A 24,604-nucleotide genomic window follows, 5' to 3' on the forward strand; every position below is an offset into this window, starting at 1 on the left:
TATTAATGATTAATTTATGTTGAAAAAATAAAAATAGTATACTAAAAATCAGTCATTTATCTTAAGATTATCCGCTCGGTCGTAAGCTTCAATAATATCTTTTACAAGCTTATGGCGCACGACATCCTCTCCACCCAGCTCCACAAAACCTATACCTTTCACTCCTTTTAATACTTCCAAGGTCTCTATGAGACCAGATTTGTGATTCTTGGGTAAGTCAATCTGAGAACGGTCACCGGTTACAATCACTTTAGAATTAGGCCCCATACGTGTCAAAAACATTTTAATCTGCATAGGAGTGGTATTTTGCGCTTCGTCCAGCAGAATAAAAGCGTTCTGAAGGGTACGACCACGCATGTAAGCCAGCGGGGCAATCTCAATAACCTTATTTTCCTCATAAAACTTGAGCTTCTCGCTGGGCACCATATCAAAAAGCGCGTCGTATATAGGTCGCAGATAAGGATCTATCTTTTCCTTAAGGTCACCTGGAAGAAAGCCGAGATTTTCGCCAGCTTCTACTGCCGGACGGGTAATGATAATTTTCTTAACCCGCTTGTTTTTCAGTGCCTTAACCGCTAAAGCTACAGAAATATAAGTTTTTCCGGTACCGGCTGGACCAATTGCAAAAACCAGGTCATTCTTAGAAGCAGACTCCACCAATGTTTTTTGATTAGGAGTTTTAGGCTTAATTACTGAGCCACGGGTTCCGTAGATAAGAATATCTTCATCGGTGGCAATAAAGTCCGGCTTATTTTCACTATTGATAAGTGATTGAACACTCTCTTCTGTCAGCTTGCCATATTTGTGGTAATGAGCCAACAGAGAGTTTAGGATATCATTAATTTTGATGATTTCAGGTGTGCTTCCCTGTATGAAAATCTCATTACCTCGCGACACAATCTTACTCTCAGGAAAAGCGTTGGATATCTTTTTAATGTTTCTATTTTCCACTCCCAGAAAATCCAAAAGTGAAATGTTTTCTAGTGTAATAACTTTTTCTACCAAATGCTCAAAGGTCTTATTGAATAATTTATCTATCTAACGATTAATGTCTTGAATAATGTTTACTTTTGCTACCTAAAATTAGAGAAATTTTTAGACCGTTTCCATGCCGCTGATCACATTTATGTCAGATTTCGGTCTGACCGATTATTATATCGCTGCGGTCAAGGCTAGGCTTTACACCAGTGACTCTTCTCTACGGATCGTTGACATTAGCCACCAGATCGACAGTTTTAATCTTGCTCATGCTTCATTCATTCTGCGTTCAGTATACAGAGATTTTCCTCAAAATACTGTGCATTTGATTGCAGTGGGAGCTTCTTCCTATGCAGATGAATATATAGCTGTGCAATTGGATAACCATTTTTTTGTTGGAGCTGATAACGGAATTATTAGTCTCTTAAGCGAACAAGAACCCCAGCAAATCATACGTTTGTCCCGAGATATTTCTTCAACTTTTGCAGCTAAAGATATATTAGCACCCGCCGCAGCAGCCCTGGCCTCCGGAAAAAAGCTTGATGAAATAGGGGAATTGGTAAATAGTATGAATCGTAAGATTCCGCGACAACTGAAAGCCAACAAAAAAATGATCTCAGGGAATATTATTCATGTAGATAATTACGGTAACCTGATCACTAATATAGATCGCTATACTTTTGAAGTACTTAGCAAGGATATTAAATATGAGATCATGCTGGGCAGAGAACACTTTAATCGCATACATCAAAATTATTTTGATGTGGACTATGGTGAGTGTGCTTTATTCTTTAATCATCAGGGACTTTTGGAGATTAGTATCAACCACGGCAATGCCTCTGATCTGCTAGGGCTAAACTTTGATAGTCCTGTTCAAATTCGTTTTGACCGATAGTAGATAAAAAAAATCCGGCAATCTTTGTTATTTATACTTACATACATAATTTTGCAGACCTTTAGGCCTGGATGGCGGAATTGGTAGACGCGTTGGTCTCAAACACCAATGGGGTAACACCCGTGCCGGTTCGACTCCGGCTCCAGGTACACAAGCCTGTAAGTCCTAGATTTACAGGCTTTATTTTTATCTTGACCTTCCGATCTTCCCTGATTTTTTTTGATAAAGCATACTACCCAATTCATAAGAAGACGTTATCAAAATACACCTAAAGACAATTTTATCTGTTTGACCTAGATCTATGATAAATTTTTTAACTTCTTTTTCAGGTACATGGAAGGCCGCTTGGCTGAGCGGATTAGCTTGTTTTTGCTGTATTCCACATATAAATGCTCAGCATTTAAGAGAACTTGCTGATCAGCATCAAATCCTGGTCGGCTGTCAGACTGGCTGGGGCGACTTTGCTACCAATAATGCTTTGAACAATGAGCGTAAAGCGATAGTAGAAAGGGAATATAATGTTCATACGGGAGGCGCTGCTTTTTCACCTAAAAACCTACAACCCGTAAGAGGTATTTATAGGTTAGAACGTACAGATCAGATCATTGAGGCAGTACATGCCCTTGAAAATGAACATAAAATACATGCAGCCCATCTTCTGGGTCGTAATACTTATATGCCTGAATGGTGGGTAAAAGATACCAGCGCTGATTCACAGCAAAGGTTACTGGAAGAGCATATAGATAGGGTGGTTAAGCATTATAAAGGCAAAGTAGATATTTGGGATGTGGTGAATGAGTCTCTGAATATTAACGGACATTTCGGTAGGTGGCACTGGGGAGCAAATATGTGTTTGAAGCAGATTGGCATGGAACCCATGTCTAATACTGATGACCTTATTCCCAAATTTATTCGTATGGCCTTTGAACGGGCTGAAGCTAATGACCCCGACGCAATCAAAATCATAAACGAAAATCAGAATGCTGCACTAGGAGAAAAGCATACTGAAATCTGCTATGAAATGGTAGAAGATTTAAAAAATCGTTCAGTGCCTCTAGATGGCGTAGGGTTTCAGTTGCATTTGAAAGTGAGTGAAAAGGGTGAATTGCTCAACGCCAAGGGAGACGCTTTTTCTATTAGCAATTTCAAAGAAAATATGAAACGCTATGAAAAACTGGGCGTGGACATCTATATTACCGAGTTGGATATTCAAATTCCTGACAGTTCAGTTGCTTCTTACGAACTTCAGCGTCAGGCGTATTTTGATGTGGTAACCGCCTGTCTGTCGCAGCCCCGCTGTCGGGCCATCATGATGTGGGGTTCCGAAGACAGCAATTCTTGGCATGCGGAAAATTTTCCTACCCTCTTTGATACCGATCGTAAGCCCAAACCTGCTTACTATGGCTTTCAGGAAGCGCTAAAATCTTTTGGTAGTAGAGAGAAAGCCAAGAATTAAAAAAATACACTTTGATAGAACCTTTTTATCCTTCTCTTTTCAACTGAGGAAAAACATTCTCCATAACACTTTGTGAAATTTTAGGCTGCTTTCTTTAAACAAAGAAGCCCCCATATACTTTGTATTAGTATACATAATAAACGAAAAACTTTTTAAACTATGGATACCATTTATTCAAGCAAAGTCACTTCTAAAGGAGGGCTTTACGGACACGTTTCTTCAGAAGATAATGCTCTGGACATTGATGTTTACATGCCTACCGGCACTAAGTCTGACGACCAAAAGGGCAGTACACCCGAGCAGCTTTTTGCAGCGAGCTATGCCGCATGCCTGGAAGGTACACTTTACCATATTGCTAAATTGCATAAGGTAGAAATTAGCGATACCGAAGTGAAAGCTAATGTAAAAGCGGTACAGGTAGAAAAAGGCGATCTTCGCTTTGCCCTGGATATGCACGTTACTATCCCTGAAGTGGGGCAGGAAAAAGCACAAAAGCTACTGGATGACGCCTATAAAAACTGCCCGCTTACCAAAGCTACCCAAGGTAATATGGACGTAAAAGTTTCTTTACAGTAGATTTGCCAGACTTCCAAAATCTGGCAGATATTGCTTAATATCAGTTATAGTAATCAAGAGGTTAAATTCAGTTAAGAGCACTAAGTTTTCTTAACCGGACTTAACCTCTATACTTTTCTTGACAGCCTGAATCGCCTTTCCTATTTTTAGGCGATGAAATTGCTACACACCGCCGACTGGCATTTGGGAAAGCGTCTGGGCGATTACACTCGCTTGGCAGAGCAGAAAGAAGTGCTTGAAGAAATTTGTGAGATCGCTGAAAGAGAGCAGGTGGATGCTGTGCTCATCGCAGGCGACCTTTTTGATACCTTTAACCCTGGAAATGAGGCGGTTGAGCTATTCTACAAAACTGTTCATCGCCTGGCAGATGATGGGTGCCGGGCAGTGATCGCCATAGCAGGTAACCACGACTCACCGGATAGGGTAGAAGCTCCTGACCCGTTGGCGCGCGAACTAGGCATCATCTTTCATGGTAAACCTTCTACCCAAATTCTCCCTTTTGAAACCCGAAAAGGATTAAAATTATTACAGGCTGATGAAGGCTATGTAGCGCTTCAATTGCCTGATTACCCATATCCTTTACGTTTACTCCTGGTGCCTTATGCCAATGAAGTATTACTTCGTCAGTATTTAGGCACAGAAGACAAAGAAGAAGCTCTAAGAAGCGTGCTTAAGAAAAGTTGGCAGCAATTAGCCAATCAGTACTGCGATGAAAAAGGAGTAAATCTCATGATGGCCCATCTGTATTTTATGCAGAAAGGAGGAGAAGCACCAGAAGAGCCGGATGATGAAAAACCTATCCTCCATATGGGAGGGGCACAGGCAATTTTTACCGAAGACCTACCTCAACAGTTGCAATATGTAACCTTAGGGCATCTGCACCGCTATCAGCATGTGGAAGGCGGTCCATGTCCGGCCATATACAGCAGCAGCCCATTAGAATATAGTTTTAGCGAAGCGCATCAGCAAAAGTTTGTGGTGCTGATAGAGGCCGAACCCGCTAAGCCGGTAAATACCACCAAACTGCCTTTACAAAAAGGACGAAAGCTTGTCAGAAAGACTTTTTCCGGCAAAGAGGAAGCAGTAAGCTGGCTCAGAGAAAATCCTGATACCTTCGTGGAATTGACTTTCGTCAGCGATACCTATATTGAAAGCGAAACCAAGCGGGCCTTTTACGATGCGCATGATGGAATTGTCAGCATCATTCCAGAATTAAATATACAGCCGCAACAGGAAAAGAAAACAAAAGTAAATTTACAGCAGGATATCCGTTTCCTGTTTAAAGACTATTTTGCACACAAAAAAGGACAGCAGCCTTCCGATGAATTGATGGATCTGTTCAATGAAATACTGGAAATTGATGAAGACGAAGAAGAAAAGAAGTAGCCTATGATTCCGGTAAGCCTAACTTTAAAAGGCCTCTACTCTTACCGTGAGCCACAAACAATTGACTTCAGCCAGTTAACTGGCTCTCAGTTGTTTGGCATTTTTGGTGCAGTAGGTTGCGGGAAATCTTCCATTCTGGAAGCCATCATGTTCGTGCTTTTTGACCGCAGCGACCGCCTCAATCTAAAGGATAATCGCTATTACAATATGCTCAACCTCCAGAGTGATGAAATGGAGATTGACTTTACCTTCCGGGCAGAAGCCAACAGCAAGTCTGTATACCGCTTTTACTTTCGTGCAGGCCGTAATCGTAATAATTACGATCAGGTAATGGTACGAGATCGTAATTACTATAAAGATGAAGAGGGAAACTGGCTGCCGATTGCGGTAAAAGATGCCTCCGAACTGCTGGGCATGAATTACGATAACTTCATGCAGACTGTGATCATTCCGCAGGGTAAGTTTAGGGAATTTGTAGACCAGGGAGCTACGCAGCGTACCCAGATGCTGAAAGAACTGTTTCACCTGGAACAGTATGAGTTGAGTAATAAGGTCAAGATTCTGAATAACCGAAATAAAACAGAGCTTACCGAAGTACAGGCAAGATTATCGGAAATAGGAGGAATCAGTGTTGAAGAGATTGAGGAAGCTAAGCAAAAGCTAAATGCACTTGCGGCTGAACTAAAAACCGCTTCACAAAAAGCAGAAGAGCTAGAGGAGAAATGCCAATCACAGGAGGCACTTCGTAAGCTGTTTTGCGATATCAGCGCTGCTGAGGAAGAAAAGCAGAGGCTTCAGGAGCAGAAAACATTTTTTGCGAATAAGGAAAAACAGCTCGGAGACTACAATCGTGCCTATACTTACTTTAAAGAAAGGTTTCAGGTTCAGAAAGAGACGCAGGAGGAAATACACTTACTCAAGGAAAAGCGCAAATATCTTCTTGAGCAGATAGAGCAGCAAAAAATCAATTTGGGAGCTGCACGGGAGGAATTACAAAAGCGGCAGAAAGATTACGAACAGCGAGAAACCGATATCCTTAAGTGTCAGGATCTGGAATATGTCATTAAAATCAGGGAGTTTAAAGACGCGCTACAAGCGGAAAGTAAGAAGCTTGTTGAGCTTCAGAACAATGTAAAAACTAACCAACAGACGCTGGAAAAAAGTAAACATCAGCTAAGCCAGGAAGAAGAGCAATTGGAAGAAATGGATGCTAAGCTGCGCTTCAGAACTACCCTACAGGATATTTACCACTGGCATCAGCAACAAAGTAGACTTTTAAAAGAAAAACAGTCCTGTGAAGCAGATAAGAAAGATTATGCCAAGCAAATAGAAGAATTGAGAGCCAGAAAAGCACAGCGTATTGCGAGTTTTGCCTGGGCTAAGGATGCAGCGGACATTGGAGCTTTGAAAACACTCATGAGGGAACAGCTTGAGAACAATAAAGAAAAGCAAGCCCAAGCTGCCAAACAGATGCAGGAGCTACAAATCAAAGAGAAGCTGGCCATGTATGCGGATAATCTGGAAGATGGCAAAGCCTGTCCGCTCTGCGGCTCAGAGCATCATCCTAATATTGTACATAATGACTCTGTTCATGAGGAAATACAGTCCCATGAAAAGCAGCAGCAAAAGTTAGCAAAGGAGGAGCAGCAACTGAGACATCTGCAGGAAGATCTGGGGCAGATGGAAGGCGACTTCAAAAGTACAGTAGCGCTGATGCAAAAAACAGAGCTTGAGCTGAGTCAGCTACAGGAAAAAATAGAACAGCATCAGCAGCAGTTTCAGTGGGAGAAGTTTGAGCAGTATAATGAAGAAGATATTCAGGGCTTTATTCAGAAACTGGATGTACTGGGAAAGAAAGCAGATGAACTTCGTCAGCAGGTACAGCAGCAGAAGAAGCAACTGCCTGAGCTTGAACAGAAATGTCAGCTGGTACAGGAGCAATTGCGGGAGCATCAGCAAAAAGAACATGCTCTCAAAACCAGTATTGACAATCACCTCTCTTTGCTCAGGGTATATGAATATGAGAAGTGGAAAAATTTTAGTCTGGAGGAATTATCTAAGAATTTAGAGAAGGGAAAGAAACAAGTTGAAGAAGCTGCCGAGCAGTATAATCGTGCCGTAAAAAATTTTAACGAAAGTGAAAAAGAGCTGCATGGCACCCAGAGCAGGGCAGAAACCGAGAAAGAGCGGCTGGAAAAAATGGAGGACAGAAGTCAGAAATTGCACGAAGAAATAGAAAAGCTTTGTGGTGAGAAAAACTTTGAAAGCCTTGAACAGATTCGGCAACTGCTGGCCCTGAAGCTGAACGTGGAGGAAGAACAAAAGCAGATTCAGCTGTACAATACGCGTGTAAACAGCGTGGAAGATCAGTTGCAAAAGTTGCGTAAAGAAGCAGATGGCAAAACCTATCTGAAAGAAGAGCATGAAGCGCTCTTGCAGCAGATGCAGGAAGTCAGGCAACAAGTGCAACAGTATCAGGAGCAGTCAGCTGTAGCCAAATCCCAGCTTAAGCAGATGGAAGAAAAGCTGGAAAACAGCCGACAACTGCAAAAAAGGCAGGAAAAGTTGCTCATCCGTGAAGATAACCTCAAAGAACTGGCTTCACTCTTTAAAGGCAGCGGCTTTGTTAGATACGTATCTTCCGTATATTTGGATAATCTTTGCCGTACTGCCAATGAGCGTTTTATGAAGCTCACCCGCAACAACCTGAGCCTGGAACTGAATGAAGAAGGTGAATTTATCGTCAGGGACTTTCTGAATAATGGCAAAACCCGTTTGCTCAAAACCTTATCCGGCGGGCAGACTTTTCAGGCCGCTTTATGCCTGGCGTTGGCGCTTGCAGAAAATGTAAAAACGCTTAATCAGGCCGAACAGAGCTTTTTCTTCCTGGACGAAGGTTTTGGCTCGCTAGACAAAGAGTCGCTGCGGCTGGTTTTTGATACCCTTAAGTCATTGCGGCAGGAAAATAGAATTGTCGGCATCATTTCACACGTGGAAGAACTACAGCAGGAAATAGATGTCTATTTGAAGATAGAAAATGATAAAGAGCGCGGCAGTCTGATTAGCTGTAGTTGGGAATAAGATAGTGTTATAGTTTACTAATATCCATTACTCTGTAACCCATTTATACAATGCCTCTTCAAACCATAACACCATAACACCAAAGAATTATAACACTACAAAACGCTCACACTAAGAACCATAACACCATTTCATGCAAGAGTTAAACGATTTCTTAAGCACCATAGATGGCTATATCGGGGGAGGCCAGTGGTTTGTCTTTGTACTTTTAGGCACCGGTCTATTCTTCACCCTCTACCTCAAATTTCCCCAGATCCGATACTTTCGTCATGCCCTCCGCTCCGTAAGTGGTAAATATGACAGGGAAGGGGATGAGGGAGATACCTCTCACTTTCAGGCACTTACTACTGCGCTCTCTGGTACGGTAGGTACCGGTAACATCGCCGGAGTAGCTTATGCGATCCATCTGGGAGGTCCTCCTGCGATCTTCTGGATGGTCGTAACTGCTTTTCTGGGAATGACTACCAAATTTGTGGAAGTCACGCTTTCTCATAAATACCGTGAGGTGGATGAAGAAGGCAAGATTGCGGGTGGTCCCATGTATTACATGAAGAACAAGCTGAACTACCGCTGGCTGGCAGTCATATTCGCTGTAGCTACCATTCTTTCTTCCTTCGGTACGGGTAATATGCCCCAGATCAACAGCATATCAACTTCCATGTATGCCACTTTTGGGATCAACCAGATGCTTACCGGTGCGGTGCTGGCCATACTGCTGGGTTTCGTGATCATCGGAGGGATCACCAGAATCGCTAAGGTAACTGAACGACTGGTACCTTTTATGGCTACTGTTTATGTATTGGGAGCTTTGGCTGTCATTTTTTATAATATTGAAGAAATCCCTTCTGCCTTTGCAGCCATCTTCTCCGACCTCTTTACAGGAACTGCTGCAACGGGTGGCTTTTTGGGAGCCAGCATCGCTTACGCTTTCAACCGGGGCGTTAATCGTGGGCTGTTTTCCAATGAAGCCGGTCAGGGATCAGCACCTATCGCGCATGCCGCCGCCCGTGCCCATGAGCCGGTTTCAGAAGGATTGGTGGCAATTCTGGAACCCTTTATTGACACCATCATCATCTGTAGCATCACCGGACTGGTGATTCTTACTTCAGGGGTATGGGATGATAAGATGTTTAACCGCTTTGAAAGTGCTGACCTGCTGATTGTCAACGGCAATATGCAGGAGAGCAATGCAGAAGACCTGGACAAACTCTATGGCCTGCTGGTAAGAGGAGATGAGATAGATGCTTTTGATGGACAATTGCAGATACAAAATGGTGAAATTCAGAGCGATGTTACCATTATTCATGCCCGTTCGGTAGCGGAAAATGTAGAGGTATATCAGAATGGACGGCCATTCAATGGTGAAATCAACATTACAGATGGTAAAGTAGATTTGGAGAATGAAGAGAATCTGGGGGTAGAGATGCGGGGTGAGTCTCTGGTTCACAGTGCGCCGCTGACCGCTGAAGCTTTTACCCGATCTTATCTGGGCAGTTATGGACAATACATCATTTCCATCGGGCTCTTGTTATTTGCTTTTTCTACCGCCATTTCATGGTCATACTATGGCGACCGGGCTACGACCTATTTGTTTGGCGTAAAGTATGTCAACATCTTTCGTATTCTCTATGTCGTAGGCTTTTTCCTGGCTTCTTTTGCCGATACTACCATCATTTGGACACTCTCAGGTATTACCATTGCCCTGATGACCTTGCCTAACCTTCTGGGTATATTGTTGCTGAGCAAGGATATGAAAAATACCGTAAAAGAGTACTGGACAGGTTTCCAGGAGGAATATCCCGATGAAAAGATACCGGAGAGGCTGAAGTAGAGATAGAGAGATAGAAAGAGAGCAAATAATATTATTTCACTCTTCTAAACTGAGTAAATTTGGATTATTTTGAGTAGGCATGATTAATATATATGTTATAGCAGTAGTAGCTATACAGTAGTTGTGTACCACCTAAAGAGATGAATATTCCTGAAATAGCGATAAAGTAGATTGACAAATCTGGATCAAAACACAGATACACCTTACTTATTGATGGAAATAATTTGGAGGAGATTATTGATAATGAATACATGAGGAGAAAAGGAGAATGCCCTGTCAATGGCTACTTTATCGCAGGATTTAATAGAAGTCTTTTAACATATAGTATTTTGAATGACCAGACCTCTAAACAGGAAGCTTGTGAAGAAATAAGAAAAGACATTGATTCTTTAATTTTCACTTTTGGAAGAACAAGATTAATTGTATGTGCAGAATGTAAAGATATTGGTTGTGGATTGATTTCAGCAGAGATTTCCAAAAGTGAGGATGTAATAGTTTGGAATAAATTTGCCTATCAAACTTCAGATGAATTAGAAGATATTGATGTGCTGAAAAACTTATCTTTTAGATTTAAGATTGACTCCTACAATAGATTATTTAAAGAATTAAGAGATAGGATAAATGAAGAATTTTGATAAAGGCTGTACACAAAATCATGCATCGGTTAGCCCTATTTGAAACGCAATCGGAAGTTAATCGCTATAAGTACGATTATTGATAAATGAAAGAAAAAAGCAAACAACGCCGGGCCGTCCGCTGCATTTGTCCCTTACCCGCACAAATAAAAAGTATCGCCCTTTGTTCCCAAATATAGAACTTTTGTTATCTTTGTTCGTAGACCTTATTGGAATGAAACGAATATTCGCAAAGAGTACGCTCAGAGAGTATTGGGAAAAACACGCTGATTCGGAGCAGTATCTAAAAACATGGTATGACACAGCCATGAATGCTGACTGGAAAAGTCCTAATGATGTAAAAAGTACTTATGCAAATGCAAGTATCTTAAAAGACAGCACAATCGTCTTCAACATCAAAGGAAACTCTTACAGATTAATAGTAAAATTTAACTTTGAGAAACAATGGATATTTATTCGTTTCATCGGAACCCACGCTGAGTATGACGAGATTAATGCTAACACAATTTAAAAACACATAATATGGACATCAAGCTTATAAAAACTAAAAAAGATTATCAGCAAGCCTTGCAAAGGCTTGAAGAGCTTTTTGATGCGCCTATTGGAACAATTGAAAGTGATGAAGCAGATATTCTAGGACTTTTAATAGATGAATATGAAAAGAAGCATTATCCTATTGAAGCGCCTGATCCTATTGAGGCTATTAAAATAAGAATGGAGGAGATGCAATTGAAACAAAAAGATTTAGTCAGTGAGATTGGAGGAAAGAGTAGGGTTTCAGAGATTTTGAACAGAAAAAGGAAACTGACTCTTGAAATGATTCGGAATTTAGCCACACGGCTAAATCTATCAGCAGCAATATTGATCAAAGATTATCAAATATTGAAGTAAAATACAGCCTATTATAAAGGTACACGAAAAGTTTATTTACCAGACACTAAAGTTGCCCGTGTGAAATGAACATTGATCACGCCGTAATACCTACTTTCATAGGTCGTACCTATTCAGTGATATCTTATAATAGAGGTCTCATTGGAACTGAGCATTTTAATACTATTCGCATAAATAAACCTACACATTCTCAAAATAGCGTTGAGGGTTAATCGTTAAAGAAGTGTGAGAGAAAGGTAGAGCTGAATAACCATCAACCCTCAACCTATGAACTACCGATTTTTTCTGCTACCGCTTGTCATTTTTACACTTGCTTTTCGCGCTCAGGCTACCCATATCCGGGCCGGAGAGATTACCGCTGAATTAGTTTCCTGCCAGGCTTATACTTACCGAATCACCATCACCGGCTACGAAGATACAGAGTCAGGGGTAGAGTTTGGTGAAGGTATATTGAGCATGGGAGATGGTACGGAATATATTCTGAATCCGAATGAAGACTTTGTGGTACGCCAGATGATTGATGGAGATAAGCAGATCAGGGTTACCTATTTTGAAATAGTACATACTTTTCCCGGCTCTGGTAACTATACCATTACTTATCTTGAGGAGAACCGCAATGAGAATATCCTCAATATGTATGAATCAATTGAGACCCCTTTCTTTATTCAGACACAAATTATTACTGACCCCTTTTTTTGCAATAACACACCCATACTCACCAATGCTCCGGTAGATGGCGCGGTAGTTGGGCAGGCTTTCATCCATAATCCCGGAGCTTATGACGAAGATGGCGACAGCCTATCTTTCAAAATGGTGATCCCTCTGCAGGACAAAGACATGGAAGTGTTTGACTATACATTTCCTGATGATTATGACCGAGAAAGGGGAGATAATCCAAATCCCATAAGGGAGGATGGTAGTCAGCCGGTATATCTGGAAATTGATCCGGAGACGGGTACTTTGACCTGGGATGCTCCCGCTAATCCCGGAGAATATAATATAGCTTTCATCATAGAAGAGTGGCGAAATATCAATGGAGAATGGTTGTTTCTGGGCTACGTAACCCGTGATATGCAGATCATTGTAGAAGACGCGCAGAACGAAGCGCCTGAATTGGTAGACATCCCTGATACCTGCATAGTAGCCGGTAGCATGCTTGCAATAGACGTACAGGCGGATGATCCCAATGGAGATCAGCTGTATTTTACGGCATTTGGCGAGGCTTTTGATCAGCTAATTTCACCTGCCAGCTTTTCACCTGGTCCTCAAACTTTGCTTGCCGCTCCTGCCGAAGGACAGCTACAGTGGCAAACCCGCTGTGAACATGTCAGAATGGAGCCTTACCAGATGAATATTAAGGTGAATGATGTTCCCGCTACCGGACCCACCTTGGCCGATTATGTAGATTTTAATGTAAGAGTAGTAGGTCCGGCTCCGGTGTTCACTGCCGCCCAGGCTCAGGGAGAAGGAATCAACCTGCAATGGGAATCCTATGCCTGTACCGATCAGGCGGTGAGCATAAGTGTGTATCGTAAAAAAGGGGAAAGTAATTTTGAACCAAATGCCTGTCAGACCGGCCTGCCAGAGGGCTTGGGTTTTGAAGATATTGGCAGCCTGGGTGCCGGTCTGAGCGCCTATCGTGATCTTAATGATGGAGAACCCTTTGAAGCGGGAGTTAGTTACTGCTATCGCCTGGTTGCTACCTTTCCTGACGGTAGTGAAAGCATTGCTTCTGACGAATACTGCGTTATCATTCCTACTGATGCACCTTACATTACCAAAGTAAGTGTTACCAATACCAGCAGTGAAGAGGGTAGTATAGAGATCAACTGGTCAAAATCGCTGAACCCGGAAAACCTACCAGAAAATTATACCTATACTTTGCTCAGAGGAACAGGCTTTTCCGGCGAGCAAATGGAAACGATAGCTGAAGGTCTGGAAGATACACTCTTTGTAGATCAGCAGCTTAATACCGAAGATGAGGTATACCATTATCGTGTGGTAGTGATGGGTGATGATGAACAACCACTGGACTCATCATCTCAGGCTTCCAGTGTGAGGCTTTCCGCACAATCGGATAGGGGTAGTATTATCCTGAACTGGCAGGCAGAAGTACCCTGGAGCAACCAGACCCCAGAATATCCTTATCATTACATCTACCGAGCGATTAAGGAAGACACAGAGGCTGCTGAGCCTCCGCTGGGTGAAATGGTGCTGCTGGACAGTACGCTGGTCAATGGAACATCTCTTGAATATATAGATAATGACCTGCCGGAAGGCTTAGGACAGGATGCCCAGATTTGTTATATAGTAATGACAAGAGGACGCTACAGTCTGGACCTTCCATTGCCTCGTCCGCTGGAAAACTTCTCCCAACGCATCTGTGTGGCTCCATCCGATAGCATACCTCCCTGTCCGCCTAGCGCGCTCCTCATTGAAAATGCTGGATTTGATGAGTGTGAAGCATTTTTAGCAAGCCAGGATTGTGATTTTAGCGGTTTTGAAAACTATCTGCAATGGACTGCTCCGCAAAATGAATGTGCAAATGATATCGCAGGGTATAATGTGTATTTTGCTGAAAATAGCGAAGCCCCCTACGAAAGGATTGCCAGCCTGGTGACAGATGAATTCTTTCTGGATGGACCTTTGGCCTCTTATGCCGGCTGTTACCGTGTGTCAGCAGTAGATTTGTCAGGTAATGAGAGTGAACTCAGTGAGCCTTTCTGTCGGGATAATTGTCCCGGTTTCGGCCTACCCAACGTTTTTACCCCCAATGATGATCAGAAAAATGACACATTCATAGCGCTTACTGAGCCTTACTGTCCACGATTCCTGCAAAGGGTAGTGCTGAAAGTCTATAACCGCTGGGGTAAGGAAGTTTATCGTTACGATAGCGATCTTAACGTGCAAAGAGAAGACAGGCTGACCAGTTACTGGGATGGCTTTCTGGATACCGGTAAGAAAGCCTCAGCAGGAATTTATTATTATCATGCAGAAGTAACATTCAATGTGCTTGATCCTTCTCGTTTGGCCAGAACCTACAAAGGTTGGGTGCATGTGCTTTATGAGGATGTGGTAGGTAAGTGAAAATGAAAAGTTCTGTAAGATTTCTAAAATCTTCCAGAACTGAAACCACTTGACCTCGGGGACGTTTGTTGATCAGTTTGTCTCTATTTTTGTATATGTACAAATGTTATAGTCAACTCAAATATCTCTAAAATTAAAAAATAGGTTAACTTGAATGACAGATGTGTAAATTATTTGAGATATGGAGATCAAATTAGATATAGGATATGAGCGGTTGATTACTATCATCAATCAATTGCCCATTTGATGAGGTGAATAAGCTGAAAGCAGAAATTGAGAGAATTTCAAGTGAAAAGAATATTGAAAATGTTGATGATCTAGAAAGTTTGATTGCCAATGGTCCTGTGATGAGTGATGAAAAATATAATGAGTTTGAGGAGAACCGAAAAAACTTTAATCAATGGCGGGCGAGCTAATATTACTGGATACATCTATTTTGATTGATTACTTCAGAAAAACGAACAAAAAGAATTCAGATTTTTATCAGTTAGTGGCAACAAAGCGATACAAATTTGCTGTTTCAGTCATCACTGAATTTGAAGTATAGGTAGGTGCTACTGAAGAACAGACGGAGTTTTGGGACTCATTCTTTGCTAAGGTAAGATTGCTTGAATTTGACAGCCAGTGTGCCAAAGAGGCAGTTAAAATTTAGCAGGAACTAAAGAAAAATAATAAAATGATTGCCATTCCAGATTTGTTGATTGGGGCAACAGCTAAGAGCAAAGGATTGAAAATGGCTACAAAAAACATGGATCATTTTCAAAGAATATCTGACATACAAATTATTAAAGAATAAAGAGCTGCTCATAATACAATTCCAGCAGCCCGCAGCGGATACTGATGGTTATTTGAATGCCTAACAGTTGCATCAAAGCAAATAAGTAGCTGAAGTGTTAACTTGAACAATGGGTGTTCTCCTACCGTCATTCTGTGTGCTCAAATCTTTATATGCCTCTACCCAGACCTCAGGAGCGACAAACCCAAATTTTTTTATAGTTTTGCGACAGTACTTTTTTGTTTATTCTAAACTGATTTTCGCCCAGGCGAAATAATTAAGCATAGTGAAGATATTTTTAACCGGAACCAGCGGCCTGCTGGGAAGCAACACAGCCAAAGAATTATTGAAAAGAGGTCATCATGTACGTGGCTTATTTCACAACTCCGTAGAAGCGGAGCTGCTGGAAAAACATCCCAACTTTGAGGAGTTTCATGGTGATATTACCGACCTGGACAAAATGATAGAAGGAGTAGCCGGTTGCGATGCCGTAGTACATGCCGCTGCTGATACCCGACAGTGGCCCGATCGTTCTCCTGACTATATCAATACCAATGTGAAGGGCACGCTGAATGTAGTGGAGGCAGCGAAAAAAGCACAGGTAAAACGTGGCATCTTCGTCAGTACGGCCAATTCACTTGGTTTTGGCACCAAAGCGCGGCCCGGTGATGAAACTTCTCCTCCCAAATTTCAGCAGTACGGTATTGGTTATATGGAAACCAAATACCAGGCGCAGCAGATTGTGCTGAATGAAGCCAAAGAAGGAGGATACCCTTTCATCGTAGTGAATCCTACTTTTATGATAGGCCCGAGTGACTTCAAGCCCAGTTCAGGAAAAATGGTGATTGCCGTGGCGAAGGGAAAAGTACCAGGATATCCAGTAGGAGGGAAAAACTATGTGTATGTAGGCGATGCCGCTACTGCCATAGCCAATGCTTTAACCATGGGACGCCCGGGAGAATGTTATATTTTAGGAAATGAAAACCTTAGCTACCGGGAGATGTTTACCAAGATAGCGAATGTGGTAGGGGCAAAGCCGCCCCGCCTGGCAATTCCCCCTTTTGCTACCAAAGCTTTTGGAATGTTTGGGACAATTGCTGGTAATCTTTTTGGAATTACGCCCAATGTAAGCTATAAAATGGCTGTCGTTTCCTGCGACGGGCATTATTTTTCAGCAAAGAAGGCAGTTGAAGAGCTCAACATGCCACAAACACCGATAGAAATCGCAATAAAAGAATGTTATGAATGGTTCAAAGAACACGGCTACCTCAACAAATGACAAGCAAACCATTACTCAAAAGTATACGCTAGAAGAAGTCAAGAGTAGTGAGCAAAAAGAGGAATTTCGCAAGCTTCCTTTTAAAATCTATGAAGGTGATCCCAATTGGATACCTCATATCCGACAGGAGGTAGAGCAGGTTTTTGACAAAAATCGTAATACTTACTTTGGTCATGGTGAAGCTACGCGCTGGATTATGCGTAATACGGTAGGAGATGTGGTAGGACGTGTAGCAGCATTTGTGAACTGGCGGAGAGCCAAGACCTACAAACAGCCCACAGGAGGCATGGGTTTCTTTGAATGCATTGATGATCAGGAAGCAGCTAATGTGCTTTTTGACCAATGCAAAGCCTGGCTGGAAGAAAGAGACATTGAAGCCATGGATGGTCCCATCAACTTTGGCGAAAATAATAAGTACTGGGGACTGATTGTTGACAATTTCAATAAGCCTCCTTACTACGGGCAGAATTATAATCCAGAATACTACGTAAGGCTGTTTGAGAACTACGGCTTTCAGGTTTACTATCGCCAGATTGTTTTTGATAAGACTTTTTATGATCCTTTGCCAGAAATCTACCAGCGTAGGGCTGACAGGCTTAAAAAAGAAGGACACTATAAGATAACGAACTTTAAAAAGTCTCAGGCGGAATTATACGCGCGGCATTTTATTGAAATTTACAATGATGCTTGGCAGACGCATGATGGTTTTAAGCCCATGAAAGAAGAGCAGGCCCTGGCTATGTTGAGACAGATCAAGCCAGTGGCAGACGAAGACCTGATTTACTTTGTCTACTATGATGATGAGCCTATTGCCTTCATGGTCGCATTGCCCAATATCAATGAAGTATACCAAAAGGTAGGCGATAACATGAATCTTTGGGGCAAGCTGAAATTTCTGTACCACAAAATGACCATGAAGTTTCATTCCTGCTATGGCGTAGCTTTTGGTGTAAAGCGTAAATACCAGGCCAGAGGGGTAGAAGGACTTATCTTTGATGACCTGCAAACCAAAGCCCTCAAGGAGAAAAATTATAAGTACGACAACTACATCGTAACCTGGGTGGGTGATTTTAATCCTAAAATGATCAGGGTAATGGAAGCGCTGGGTTGTGTGAAAAGCAGAACGATGGCTACTTACCGTAAGCTGTTTGACGAAAATGCAGTTTTTGAGCGTTCGCCTGTCATCGGAGCTAAGAAAGAGGATCAGACAAAAAGCTAAGCTGAACGCTAAGATATTTTAATCCGGAATAGAAATGATCTTTTCTTCAGGTATGCTGAGCTGTACCTGATCGCCCACTTTGATGTGATTTGTTCGGTGATGCAGCACCCAGTTTTGCTGAGCATACGCTACTTCCACTTCATAAAAAGCGCCCATAAATCGGATATTTCTGACTGTAGCTTTGTGCCTGCCATCAGCATCCGTTTGTATTTGAACGTCTTCTGAACGTATACAGTGTGCCTCTTCCAGTTGTAAATTCAGAGATGCTTTAGCTTCTTTACTGCTAATCATATTACAGTTTCCAAACAGTTCAGCTACATAAGCATTGGCAGGTTGTCTGTAAATTTTTTCCGGGTTATCCATTTGAAGCAGTTTACCCTGGTGCATTACGGCTACCTGATCGGCCATAGAAAGTGCGTCCTGAGGATCATGAGATACAATAATAGTAGTAATTTCAAGGGCTTCCAGAATATCAACGATCTCCCGCTTCAAGTGTGATTTCAGGCCCAGATCAATATTGCTGAAAGGCTCGTCCATCAATAATAGCAGCGGTTCTTCTGCCAGTGCTCTTGCCAGAGCCACCCTCTGCTTTTCTCCTCCGGAAAGTTCTCTGGGATAAGAGTTTTGAAGGTGTGTAAGCTTACAGATGTCCATAAGTTCTTCAGTTCTTTCCTCCTGATATTCTTTAACATAAGCTCTCAGAATCCGCATGATATTTTGCCTGACATTCAGTTTAGGAGAAAGCTCGTAATGCTGATAAACCATCTTGATGTCGGGATGGCCGGGTACCAACATACGAGCAGGGCCTTTCACCCATTCTCCGTTGAGGTAAATTTTTCCCTCATCAGCTTCCAGTAGTCCCGCAATGATTTTGAGCAAACTGGTTTTTCCTGAGCCACTCTCACCGGTGAGGGTTAGTATTTCCCCTTTGGGTAGGCTGAAACTTATATTTTTGACAGCGGATTGATTTTTTCCTTCGTAGGCTTTACTAATGTTCTTTACTTCAAGAATTGGAGACATATTTGGCTGCTTAACTATCTTAAGTTAAATGCAGTAGCCTGATAAAAGTTGCAATAAGCATAAAAAAAGCTCCGGTTTAGTTAAAACTGGAGCTCAGGTTAATGATGAAACAACGTTTCAATATACAACCATAGTCTATTTTAGAGAAATCTTGCTAGCGGTTTGCTGTCTTAAATCTGAAGTGTGGTTATAGTATTCTACCAGTTCAATCTGATCTCCAATATCATAAGGTCTCAATTGATGCTCCTTCATATAAGTTTGCAGGCTTCTTTCCTTATTCTGCATGATGGGAAGCACTTCGCGTTTGAACCTCCTGGCTTTGATAAGTTCGTCTTCATACTGTACAAAATACTCATAGCATACCTTATGTTGATTAAGATGTGGGTTTCGGCTAGCCAGATAACCTTCTTTCGCATTGTAAGCAGGGTACTTATTACGTTTTCTGACGTAATTGATGTCTCCTTCCAACACTACTTCATAAAAAGCTTTTTGCTGGTACTTAGGATTGATCTCGTTGATCAACGTCACATAATGATGAAAGAGGTTTTCTTCTTTCTCAAAATATTTAAAAGCAGTTACCTGATGGGGGGTAAATGTTTTGATGACATCGTCGTTTTTGCACATAACAATATCGTGGGAGTAATCATAACTGATGTCGCCTTTCACGACTTCATTATTATCCAGAATGATAACTCCCGGGTACCAATCAGTAGATCTGTTAGATACCTGTGCATGAGCAGACACAAAAAGGGTAAGAGTGAAAGCAGAAAAAAGTAATAGGGTCTTCATATCAATCAGTGGTTTTGAGCTTATACGCCAAATTTAATTTGGCTATTTGCAAGCAATTTATCTATTCTAGCACGCCTATGCGCTACTGAAAAAATGACAACAATGTACATGTAAGAACTAACCCAAAACTTAATAAAATGTTAAATTAACGAGTTAATAAATATTTATTATTGCCATTTTTTGAATATACGAAATGATTTTGCATAAGATTTGATTTTCAAAGGACTTTTTTTTGAGGATATTGGGGAAATACTATGGTGTGATTATTCTTGTATACAGAATATTATTCTGTAAAAAATGAGCAAAGCAAAGGAAAAGTTACACACAGAATGTAGTGCAAATTTTCTTTAAGTCGAAGAGGAAGAAATAATTTAAAAAAAACATAAAAAAAGCCGAATCTCCCGATTCGGCTATCAAAATATGTAAGATTAGTATTAGTATTCTCTAATATTGATCTTCTTAACTTTCATCATATCTTGTTCATCAGTATAAGGCATATGAACTTTAAGCAATCCCTTTTCAAATATAGCATCAATCTGCTCTTTATCTACAAAGGGTGGAATCTCAAAGATCTGGTTAAATACAGGTACAGTATGACGAGCTTCTTTACGCGCATCGTTTTCCAACAGCTCTGGTCCTTTTAGCACCGCATAAACCACCAACTGATTACCACTCAAAAATATATTAAATGAATCGCTACTCACACTTGGAGCGCTGATTACTATAGTCAAATGATCTTTTTGTTTATCTACGTTTACAGATGCAGCAGCTGTACCGCCACCAATGGTATTCATCGCTTCAAACTGATGAACAAAGTCTTTAAGTACGTTTTTCATCATTTCCTCCTTTTGTTTGACTTATAATGATCAAATCCTATACCATAGCTGTATATACATATTTCAGACTATTTTATGTGTCAATGTGTCTTTATTGAATTTAAAATAAGACTTTTTGTCATCTATTTTCTAAGCATATAAGAAATCGCACTGAAAAGCCCTAACGACATCAGTAGGAATAAATCCATTCTGAGGGGGCCTACTTCAGAAGGTATCACTCCTAATAGAGATAAAATGAAAATTGCCAGTGTAGCTGCAGTTGCAATAATAATCTCATTTCCCATCGTTTTTTTGCTGAGTACACCTGTCAGAATCATGGGAGCCAGCATGGAAGTACCGGCAAAGCTCACCCTCGCCAGCATTACCAATTGGTCACCGGCGAGAACAGAAAATATCAGTGCCACAACGGCGAAGCCAAAAATAGAATAGCGAGTAATAGAAAGCACTTTCTTTTCGTTGCCTTTCAAAAGTGAACGAACTTCTGTACCCAATGCAAAGATCTGCGAATCTGTAGTGGAAAGACCAGCCGCAAGCAATCCAACTACTGCTACTGCCGCTATAAAATCAGGTTGTTCATAAAGCAGTACTCTTGAAAGAAAGTCAGCGGTAGCAAGATCAGGGTATCTGATTGCACCGTACATACCTATAAAAGCAGTGGGTAGAATAATCAGAATAGCAAAAATACCTACCGCAACTGCCATCATGTGCGTCGTTTTTAGATTACGCATGATGACCAGCCTGATTGTAAGCTGAGGCTGTGTAACAGGAATAAAAAGAATCACCATAAAGGAGGCGATCAGAAACTGCACACTAAATAAATTTGTAGGCCCCGGAGTGGAAAGCAGGGCAGCATTAGCCGCTTCCACCTGATCAAACATATTACCCAGGTCTCCAAAGTATTCTACACAGCGTACTCCGATAATCCAGGTAACGATCAAGAGCGTCAAGCCTTGTATGGCATCAGCATTCATGATGGCTTTAAGCCCTCCGATTTCACTGTACGTGAGCATTACCGCTACAATAGCGATCGCCCAGCCCCAAAAAGGCATGGCATCCGGAAATACTGCAGTAAGAAAGATGGCGATTCCACGAATCTGTATGGCTACATAGGGAACGAGGAAAAGGAATACGCCTGCAAAGCTGACATAACCGGCCCATTTGTTCTGATAGCATTTCACCAAAAGTCCAGCTACACCATTAAAGCCTTTTTCCGCCACTTTTTTGCGTAAATGATAACCCCACCACAGGATGAGAAACACCATACCTCCGTCGGATACTGCCAGAAATATCCATGCCCCAACACCATTGAGACGGAAAAAATCCGGCATGCCCAGCAGTGTAAATGTGCTGAATAGCGTAGCGGCAAAAGTGAGGAAGCCTAGGATGATACCTATGTTAGAGCCTGCCAAGAGATAATCCTCAGCACTTTTGTTTTTTTTGAATGAACTTAAAGCTACGTATCCAAGCATGCCCAGGTAGAGAGCGCCTAATATAATAATCCAAGTAGTCATAGTTATTTGTCAGTATCTTTTCCGGGATGAACTCTGGTTCCAATAAAGGTAAGCACTACATACAGGATGGTGACTAAGATTGAAGTCCAGAGTGTGTAGGGCATACCGAATAATTCAGGTCTGAATACACCCTGAGGGATTACCAGCGGTGTAAAAGTAATTATCGTGAGAATAAAAGCACAAACGATGAGAATTCGCCATGCTCTCATTTTTTTGGAAGAGTCCATATTTTGGTTGTGATTAGTTTATTGTTAAAAATATTTTCTGTCTAAGCAATCGATTGTTCTTCAAGAGAAGAAAAAAATTACTCTTGCTAAAGCCTGGGTATTGTCAGGCCACCATCAACCATGATGGTTTGGCCGCTGGAGTAGGGGAAGTAACCCTGAGCAAGCGCAGAAACTGCCTTACCTACATCTTCCGGTAAGCCCCAGCGAGGTTGCGCACATAATCCTCCCGCAATCAATTTATCATACTTTTCTGTCACACCGGAAGTCATATCAGTTTTAATAATTCCGGGGCGCACATCAAATACGGGAATATCAAATTCTCCTAGGCGTGATGCAAAAAGAAGCGTCATCATGCTCATGCCTGCTTTGGAGATACAATATTCTCCACGGTTAACTGAAGCGATGGTCGCAGAAATTGAGGATATATTGATAATGGAAGCTTTAAAATCAGTTTTGGCCTTTTTCTGCTCAATCATCCAGTTAGCGGCTTGCTGGGTCAGAAAATAAGGGCCTTGCAGATTGGTTTTGACTACGTATTCAAAGCTTTCTTCACTGGCATCCAAAAGGTCTTTTCTCTCTTTGGGAGCTACACCGGCATTATTGACCAATACATTGAGTTGACCATAATGATCTTTGATGGCAGTCAGCATGCTTTGTCGGGCCTCGGTTGAGCCAATATCTCCCTGGCAGTACAAAGCATCTACGCCATATGATTTGATCTTTTCCAATACATCACTTACTGCTTCGGCCGGGCGCATCCCGTTGATGGCAATGTCAAAGCCTACTTTGGCTAGTTCTTCTGCTATTCCTAATCCGATACCCCGGCTACCACCGGTTACAAATGCTACTTTTTTCATGAATGTAGTTAAAAGTTGAATGTCAAAAGTTAAAGGAAAAACGAATAGCTTAAGGTTAAAAGTTAGCTAACCTTTAACCTTAAACTTATAACATTTAACTCAGAGACGGAATATCTACCCAGCAGCGTTTTTCCCAGCTTTCCAGTCCTTTTTCTGCCAGTTGTACCCCTTTGGCACCTTCCAGCAGAGAGTAAGGAAATGGCTCATCTTTCACCACATGGCGCAGGAACATCTCCCACTGTACTTTGAAAGCATTGTCATGGAATTCCTGCTCGGGCACTTTAGCCCAGCCTTCATAGAAGTTGATAGGCTGCGGAATGTCAGGATTCCAGACCGGCTTAGGGGTATTGCCATAGTGCTGTATCCAGCAATCGCGCAATCCGGCAACTGCTGAGCCTTTGGTCCCATCTATCTGTAGGGTAAGCAGATCATCACGGCGTACCCGTACAGTCCAGGAAGAGTTGAAATGGGCGATGATACCACCTTCCAGCTCAAAAGTAGCGTAGGCAGAATCATCAGCGGTGGCTTTGTACGTATTGCCTTGTTCATCTACCCGCTCAGGAATATGCGTAGCACCCAGGCAGGAGACCGCTTTTACATTACCAAAAATACCATCCAGCACATAGCGCCAGTGGCAGAGCATATCTACGATGATACCACCATCTTCTTCTTTTTTGTAGTTCCATGAAGGGCGCTGAGCAGGAATGGTGTCTCCTTCAAATACCCAGTAGCCAAACTCTCCCCGGATAGAAAGAATTTCTCCAAAGAAGCCATTCTCAATAAGTCGCTGTACCTTGCGGAGACCGGGCAGGAAAAGTTTATCCTGAACCACACCATTCTTTACCCCTTTTTCCTGACAGAATTTGTAGATGTCTAATGCAGTGGCTGTGTCAACGGCAGTGGGCTTTTCGCAATATACGTGCTTGCCTGCCTCAGCAGCCTGCTTTACGGCAGCAGCACGTCGTCCGGTAGTCTGAGAGTCAAAATAGATGGAATAGTGATCATCGTGCATCACCTCATCCAGATTGGTGGTATATTTTTCTATTCCAGACATTTTGCACAGCTTCTCCAGCTTGGCAGCATTACGACCTACAAGGATAGGGTCGGGCATAATGGTCTCAGTAGGACTGATTCTGACACCACCTTGCCTGATAATTTCTACGATAGAACGCATCAGGTGCTGATTGGTCCCCATGCGTCCGGTCACTCCGTTCATGATAATACCTACCTTATGGGTAGTCGTATTCTTTTCGCTCATTTCAATTCAATAGGTTA

21 protein-coding genes and 1 tRNA gene are annotated in these 24,604 nt (G+C 41.9%); 14 read left to right on the top strand and 8 right to left on the bottom strand.

Annotation, left to right across the window (positions count from 1 at the left end; translation table 11 throughout):
• Positions 1-48: 48 nt before the first annotated feature.
• Positions 49-1,005 carry a PhoH family protein gene (locus WJR50_RS04690; RefSeq protein WP_341292073.1) on the bottom strand — a complete coding sequence of 319 codons (957 nt, stop codon included), beginning with the start codon at positions 1,003-1,005 and terminating at the stop codon, positions 49-51.
• A gap of 103 nt (positions 1,006-1,108) precedes the next feature.
• Here WJR50_RS04690 and WJR50_RS04695 point away from each other — a divergent pair, with 103 nt between their 5' ends.
• The 14 genes from WJR50_RS04695 (at position 1,109) to WJR50_RS04760 (ending at position 18,089) form a co-directional block, all read left to right on the top strand.
• Positions 1,109-1,873 carry an SAM hydrolase/SAM-dependent halogenase family protein gene (locus WJR50_RS04695; protein WP_341292074.1) on the top strand — a complete coding sequence of 255 codons (765 nt, stop codon included), beginning with the start codon at positions 1,109-1,111 and terminating at the stop codon, positions 1,871-1,873.
• Positions 1,874-1,938: 65 nt separating this feature from the next.
• Positions 1,939-2,022: transfer RNA gene (locus tag WJR50_RS04700), tRNA-Leu, on the top strand.
• 152 nt (positions 2,023-2,174) lie between these two features.
• Positions 2,175-3,329: an endo-1,4-beta-xylanase gene (locus tag WJR50_RS04705; protein WP_341292075.1), complete on the top strand. Its 1,155-nt coding sequence runs from the start codon at positions 2,175-2,177 to the stop codon at positions 3,327-3,329.
• Positions 3,330-3,488: 159 nt separating this feature from the next.
• On the top strand, positions 3,489-3,905 hold the full coding sequence (locus WJR50_RS04710) for an Ohr family peroxiredoxin (RefSeq protein ID WP_341292076.1): 417 nt from the start codon (positions 3,489-3,491) through the stop codon (positions 3,903-3,905).
• 153 nt (positions 3,906-4,058) lie between these two features.
• Complete coding sequence (locus WJR50_RS04715; RefSeq protein ID WP_341292077.1) at positions 4,059-5,291, top strand: metallophosphoesterase family protein; 1,233 nt, start codon at positions 4,059-4,061, stop codon at positions 5,289-5,291.
• Between the two features lie 3 nt (positions 5,292-5,294).
• Positions 5,295-8,372: an AAA family ATPase gene (locus WJR50_RS04720; RefSeq protein ID WP_341292078.1), complete on the top strand. Its 3,078-nt coding sequence runs from the start codon at positions 5,295-5,297 to the stop codon at positions 8,370-8,372.
• 133 nt (positions 8,373-8,505) lie between these two features.
• A complete protein-coding gene (locus tag WJR50_RS04725) occupies positions 8,506-10,203 on the top strand; it encodes an alanine/glycine:cation symporter family protein (RefSeq protein WP_341292079.1) in 1,698 nt (565 codons plus the stop codon).
• Between the two features lie 224 nt (positions 10,204-10,427).
• Positions 10,428-10,838, top strand: a complete 411-nt coding sequence (locus WJR50_RS04730; protein WP_341292080.1) for a hypothetical protein — start codon at positions 10,428-10,430, stop codon at positions 10,836-10,838.
• 214 nt (positions 10,839-11,052) lie between these two features.
• Positions 11,053-11,349, top strand: a complete 297-nt coding sequence (locus WJR50_RS04735) for a type II toxin-antitoxin system HigB family toxin (RefSeq protein ID WP_341292081.1) — start codon at positions 11,053-11,055, stop codon at positions 11,347-11,349.
• 11 nt (positions 11,350-11,360) lie between these two features.
• Entirely contained in the window at positions 11,361-11,729 is a 369-nt protein-coding gene (locus tag WJR50_RS04740; RefSeq protein ID WP_341292082.1) for a helix-turn-helix domain-containing protein, read from the top strand.
• Positions 11,730-11,996: 267 nt separating this feature from the next.
• Entirely contained in the window at positions 11,997-14,816 is a 2,820-nt protein-coding gene (locus tag WJR50_RS04745) for a T9SS type B sorting domain-containing protein (protein WP_341292083.1), read from the top strand.
• Between the two features lie 251 nt (positions 14,817-15,067).
• Positions 15,068-15,232, top strand: coding sequence for a hypothetical protein (locus tag WJR50_RS04750; RefSeq protein WP_341292084.1), 165 nt, complete (start codon positions 15,068-15,070; stop codon positions 15,230-15,232).
• Between the two features lie 645 nt (positions 15,233-15,877).
• Positions 15,878-16,870 carry an NAD-dependent epimerase/dehydratase family protein gene (locus WJR50_RS04755; RefSeq protein WP_341292085.1) on the top strand — a complete coding sequence of 331 codons (993 nt, stop codon included), beginning with the start codon at positions 15,878-15,880 and terminating at the stop codon, positions 16,868-16,870.
• On the top strand, positions 16,833-18,089 hold the full coding sequence (locus tag WJR50_RS04760; protein WP_341292086.1) for a hypothetical protein: 1,257 nt from the start codon (positions 16,833-16,835) through the stop codon (positions 18,087-18,089). The genes WJR50_RS04755 and WJR50_RS04760 overlap by 38 nt, the downstream gene beginning before the upstream one ends.
• Positions 18,090-18,107: 18 nt before the next feature.
• Here WJR50_RS04760 and WJR50_RS04765 read toward each other — a convergent pair whose 3' ends face one another.
• From WJR50_RS04765 to WJR50_RS04795, 7 genes are all read right to left on the bottom strand, one after another.
• Positions 18,108-19,109, bottom strand: coding sequence for an ABC transporter ATP-binding protein (locus tag WJR50_RS04765; protein ID WP_341292087.1), 1,002 nt, complete (start codon positions 19,107-19,109; stop codon positions 18,108-18,110).
• A 135-nt stretch (positions 19,110-19,244) separates the two neighbouring features.
• Positions 19,245-19,898, bottom strand: coding sequence for a hypothetical protein (locus WJR50_RS04770; protein WP_341292088.1), 654 nt, complete (start codon positions 19,896-19,898; stop codon positions 19,245-19,247).
• 434 nt (positions 19,899-20,332) lie between these two features.
• Positions 20,333-20,737, bottom strand: coding sequence for an Hsp20/alpha crystallin family protein (locus WJR50_RS04775; RefSeq protein ID WP_341292089.1), 405 nt, complete (start codon positions 20,735-20,737; stop codon positions 20,333-20,335).
• 119 nt (positions 20,738-20,856) lie between these two features.
• Positions 20,857-22,245, bottom strand: coding sequence for a sodium:solute symporter family protein (locus WJR50_RS04780; protein ID WP_341292090.1), 1,389 nt, complete (start codon positions 22,243-22,245; stop codon positions 20,857-20,859).
• Positions 22,246-22,247: 2 nt separating this feature from the next.
• Positions 22,248-22,472: a hypothetical protein gene (locus tag WJR50_RS04785; RefSeq protein ID WP_341292091.1), complete on the bottom strand. Its 225-nt coding sequence runs from the start codon at positions 22,470-22,472 to the stop codon at positions 22,248-22,250.
• A gap of 86 nt (positions 22,473-22,558) precedes the next feature.
• Complete coding sequence (locus WJR50_RS04790; RefSeq protein WP_341292092.1) at positions 22,559-23,329, bottom strand: 3-ketoacyl-ACP reductase; 771 nt, start codon at positions 23,327-23,329, stop codon at positions 22,559-22,561.
• A 94-nt stretch (positions 23,330-23,423) separates the two neighbouring features.
• Positions 23,424-24,587 carry a Gfo/Idh/MocA family protein gene (locus tag WJR50_RS04795; protein ID WP_341292093.1) on the bottom strand — a complete coding sequence of 388 codons (1,164 nt, stop codon included), beginning with the start codon at positions 24,585-24,587 and terminating at the stop codon, positions 23,424-23,426.
• Positions 24,588-24,604: the final 17 nt, after the last annotated feature.

The sequence above is a fragment of the Catalinimonas locisalis genome, from assembly GCF_038039535.1.
Lineage (GTDB): Bacteria > Bacteroidota > Bacteroidia > Cytophagales > Cyclobacteriaceae > Catalinimonas.

Coding starts and splice junctions, on each gene's coding strand:
- WJR50_RS04695 (WP_341292074.1), top strand. CDS start 1,109: ATGCCGCTGATCACATTTATGTCAGATTTCGGTCTGACCGATTATTAT.
- WJR50_RS04705 (WP_341292075.1), top strand. CDS start 2,175: ATGATAAATTTTTTAACTTCTTTTTCAGGTACATGGAAGGCCGCTTGG.
- WJR50_RS04710 (WP_341292076.1), top strand. CDS start 3,489: ATGGATACCATTTATTCAAGCAAAGTCACTTCTAAAGGAGGGCTTTAC.
- WJR50_RS04715 (WP_341292077.1), top strand. CDS start 4,059: ATGAAATTGCTACACACCGCCGACTGGCATTTGGGAAAGCGTCTGGGC.
- WJR50_RS04720 (WP_341292078.1), top strand. CDS start 5,295: ATGATTCCGGTAAGCCTAACTTTAAAAGGCCTCTACTCTTACCGTGAG.
- WJR50_RS04725 (WP_341292079.1), top strand. CDS start 8,506: ATGCAAGAGTTAAACGATTTCTTAAGCACCATAGATGGCTATATCGGG.
- WJR50_RS04735 (WP_341292081.1), top strand. CDS start 11,053: ATGAAACGAATATTCGCAAAGAGTACGCTCAGAGAGTATTGGGAAAAA.
- WJR50_RS04740 (WP_341292082.1), top strand. CDS start 11,361: ATGGACATCAAGCTTATAAAAACTAAAAAAGATTATCAGCAAGCCTTG.
- WJR50_RS04745 (WP_341292083.1), top strand. CDS start 11,997: ATGAACTACCGATTTTTTCTGCTACCGCTTGTCATTTTTACACTTGCT.
- WJR50_RS04760 (WP_341292086.1), top strand. CDS start 16,833: ATGAATGGTTCAAAGAACACGGCTACCTCAACAAATGACAAGCAAACC.
- WJR50_RS04765 (WP_341292087.1), bottom strand. CDS start 19,109: ATGTCTCCAATTCTTGAAGTAAAGAACATTAGTAAAGCCTACGAAGGA.
- WJR50_RS04770 (WP_341292088.1), bottom strand. CDS start 19,898: ATGAAGACCCTATTACTTTTTTCTGCTTTCACTCTTACCCTTTTTGTG.
- WJR50_RS04775 (WP_341292089.1), bottom strand. CDS start 20,737: ATGATGAAAAACGTACTTAAAGACTTTGTTCATCAGTTTGAAGCGATG.
- WJR50_RS04780 (WP_341292090.1), bottom strand. CDS start 22,245: ATGACTACTTGGATTATTATATTAGGCGCTCTCTACCTGGGCATGCTT.
- WJR50_RS04785 (WP_341292091.1), bottom strand. CDS start 22,472: ATGGACTCTTCCAAAAAAATGAGAGCATGGCGAATTCTCATCGTTTGT.
- WJR50_RS04790 (WP_341292092.1), bottom strand. CDS start 23,329: ATGAAAAAAGTAGCATTTGTAACCGGTGGTAGCCGGGGTATCGGATTA.
- WJR50_RS04795 (WP_341292093.1), bottom strand. CDS start 24,587: ATGAGCGAAAAGAATACGACTACCCATAAGGTAGGTATTATCATGAAC.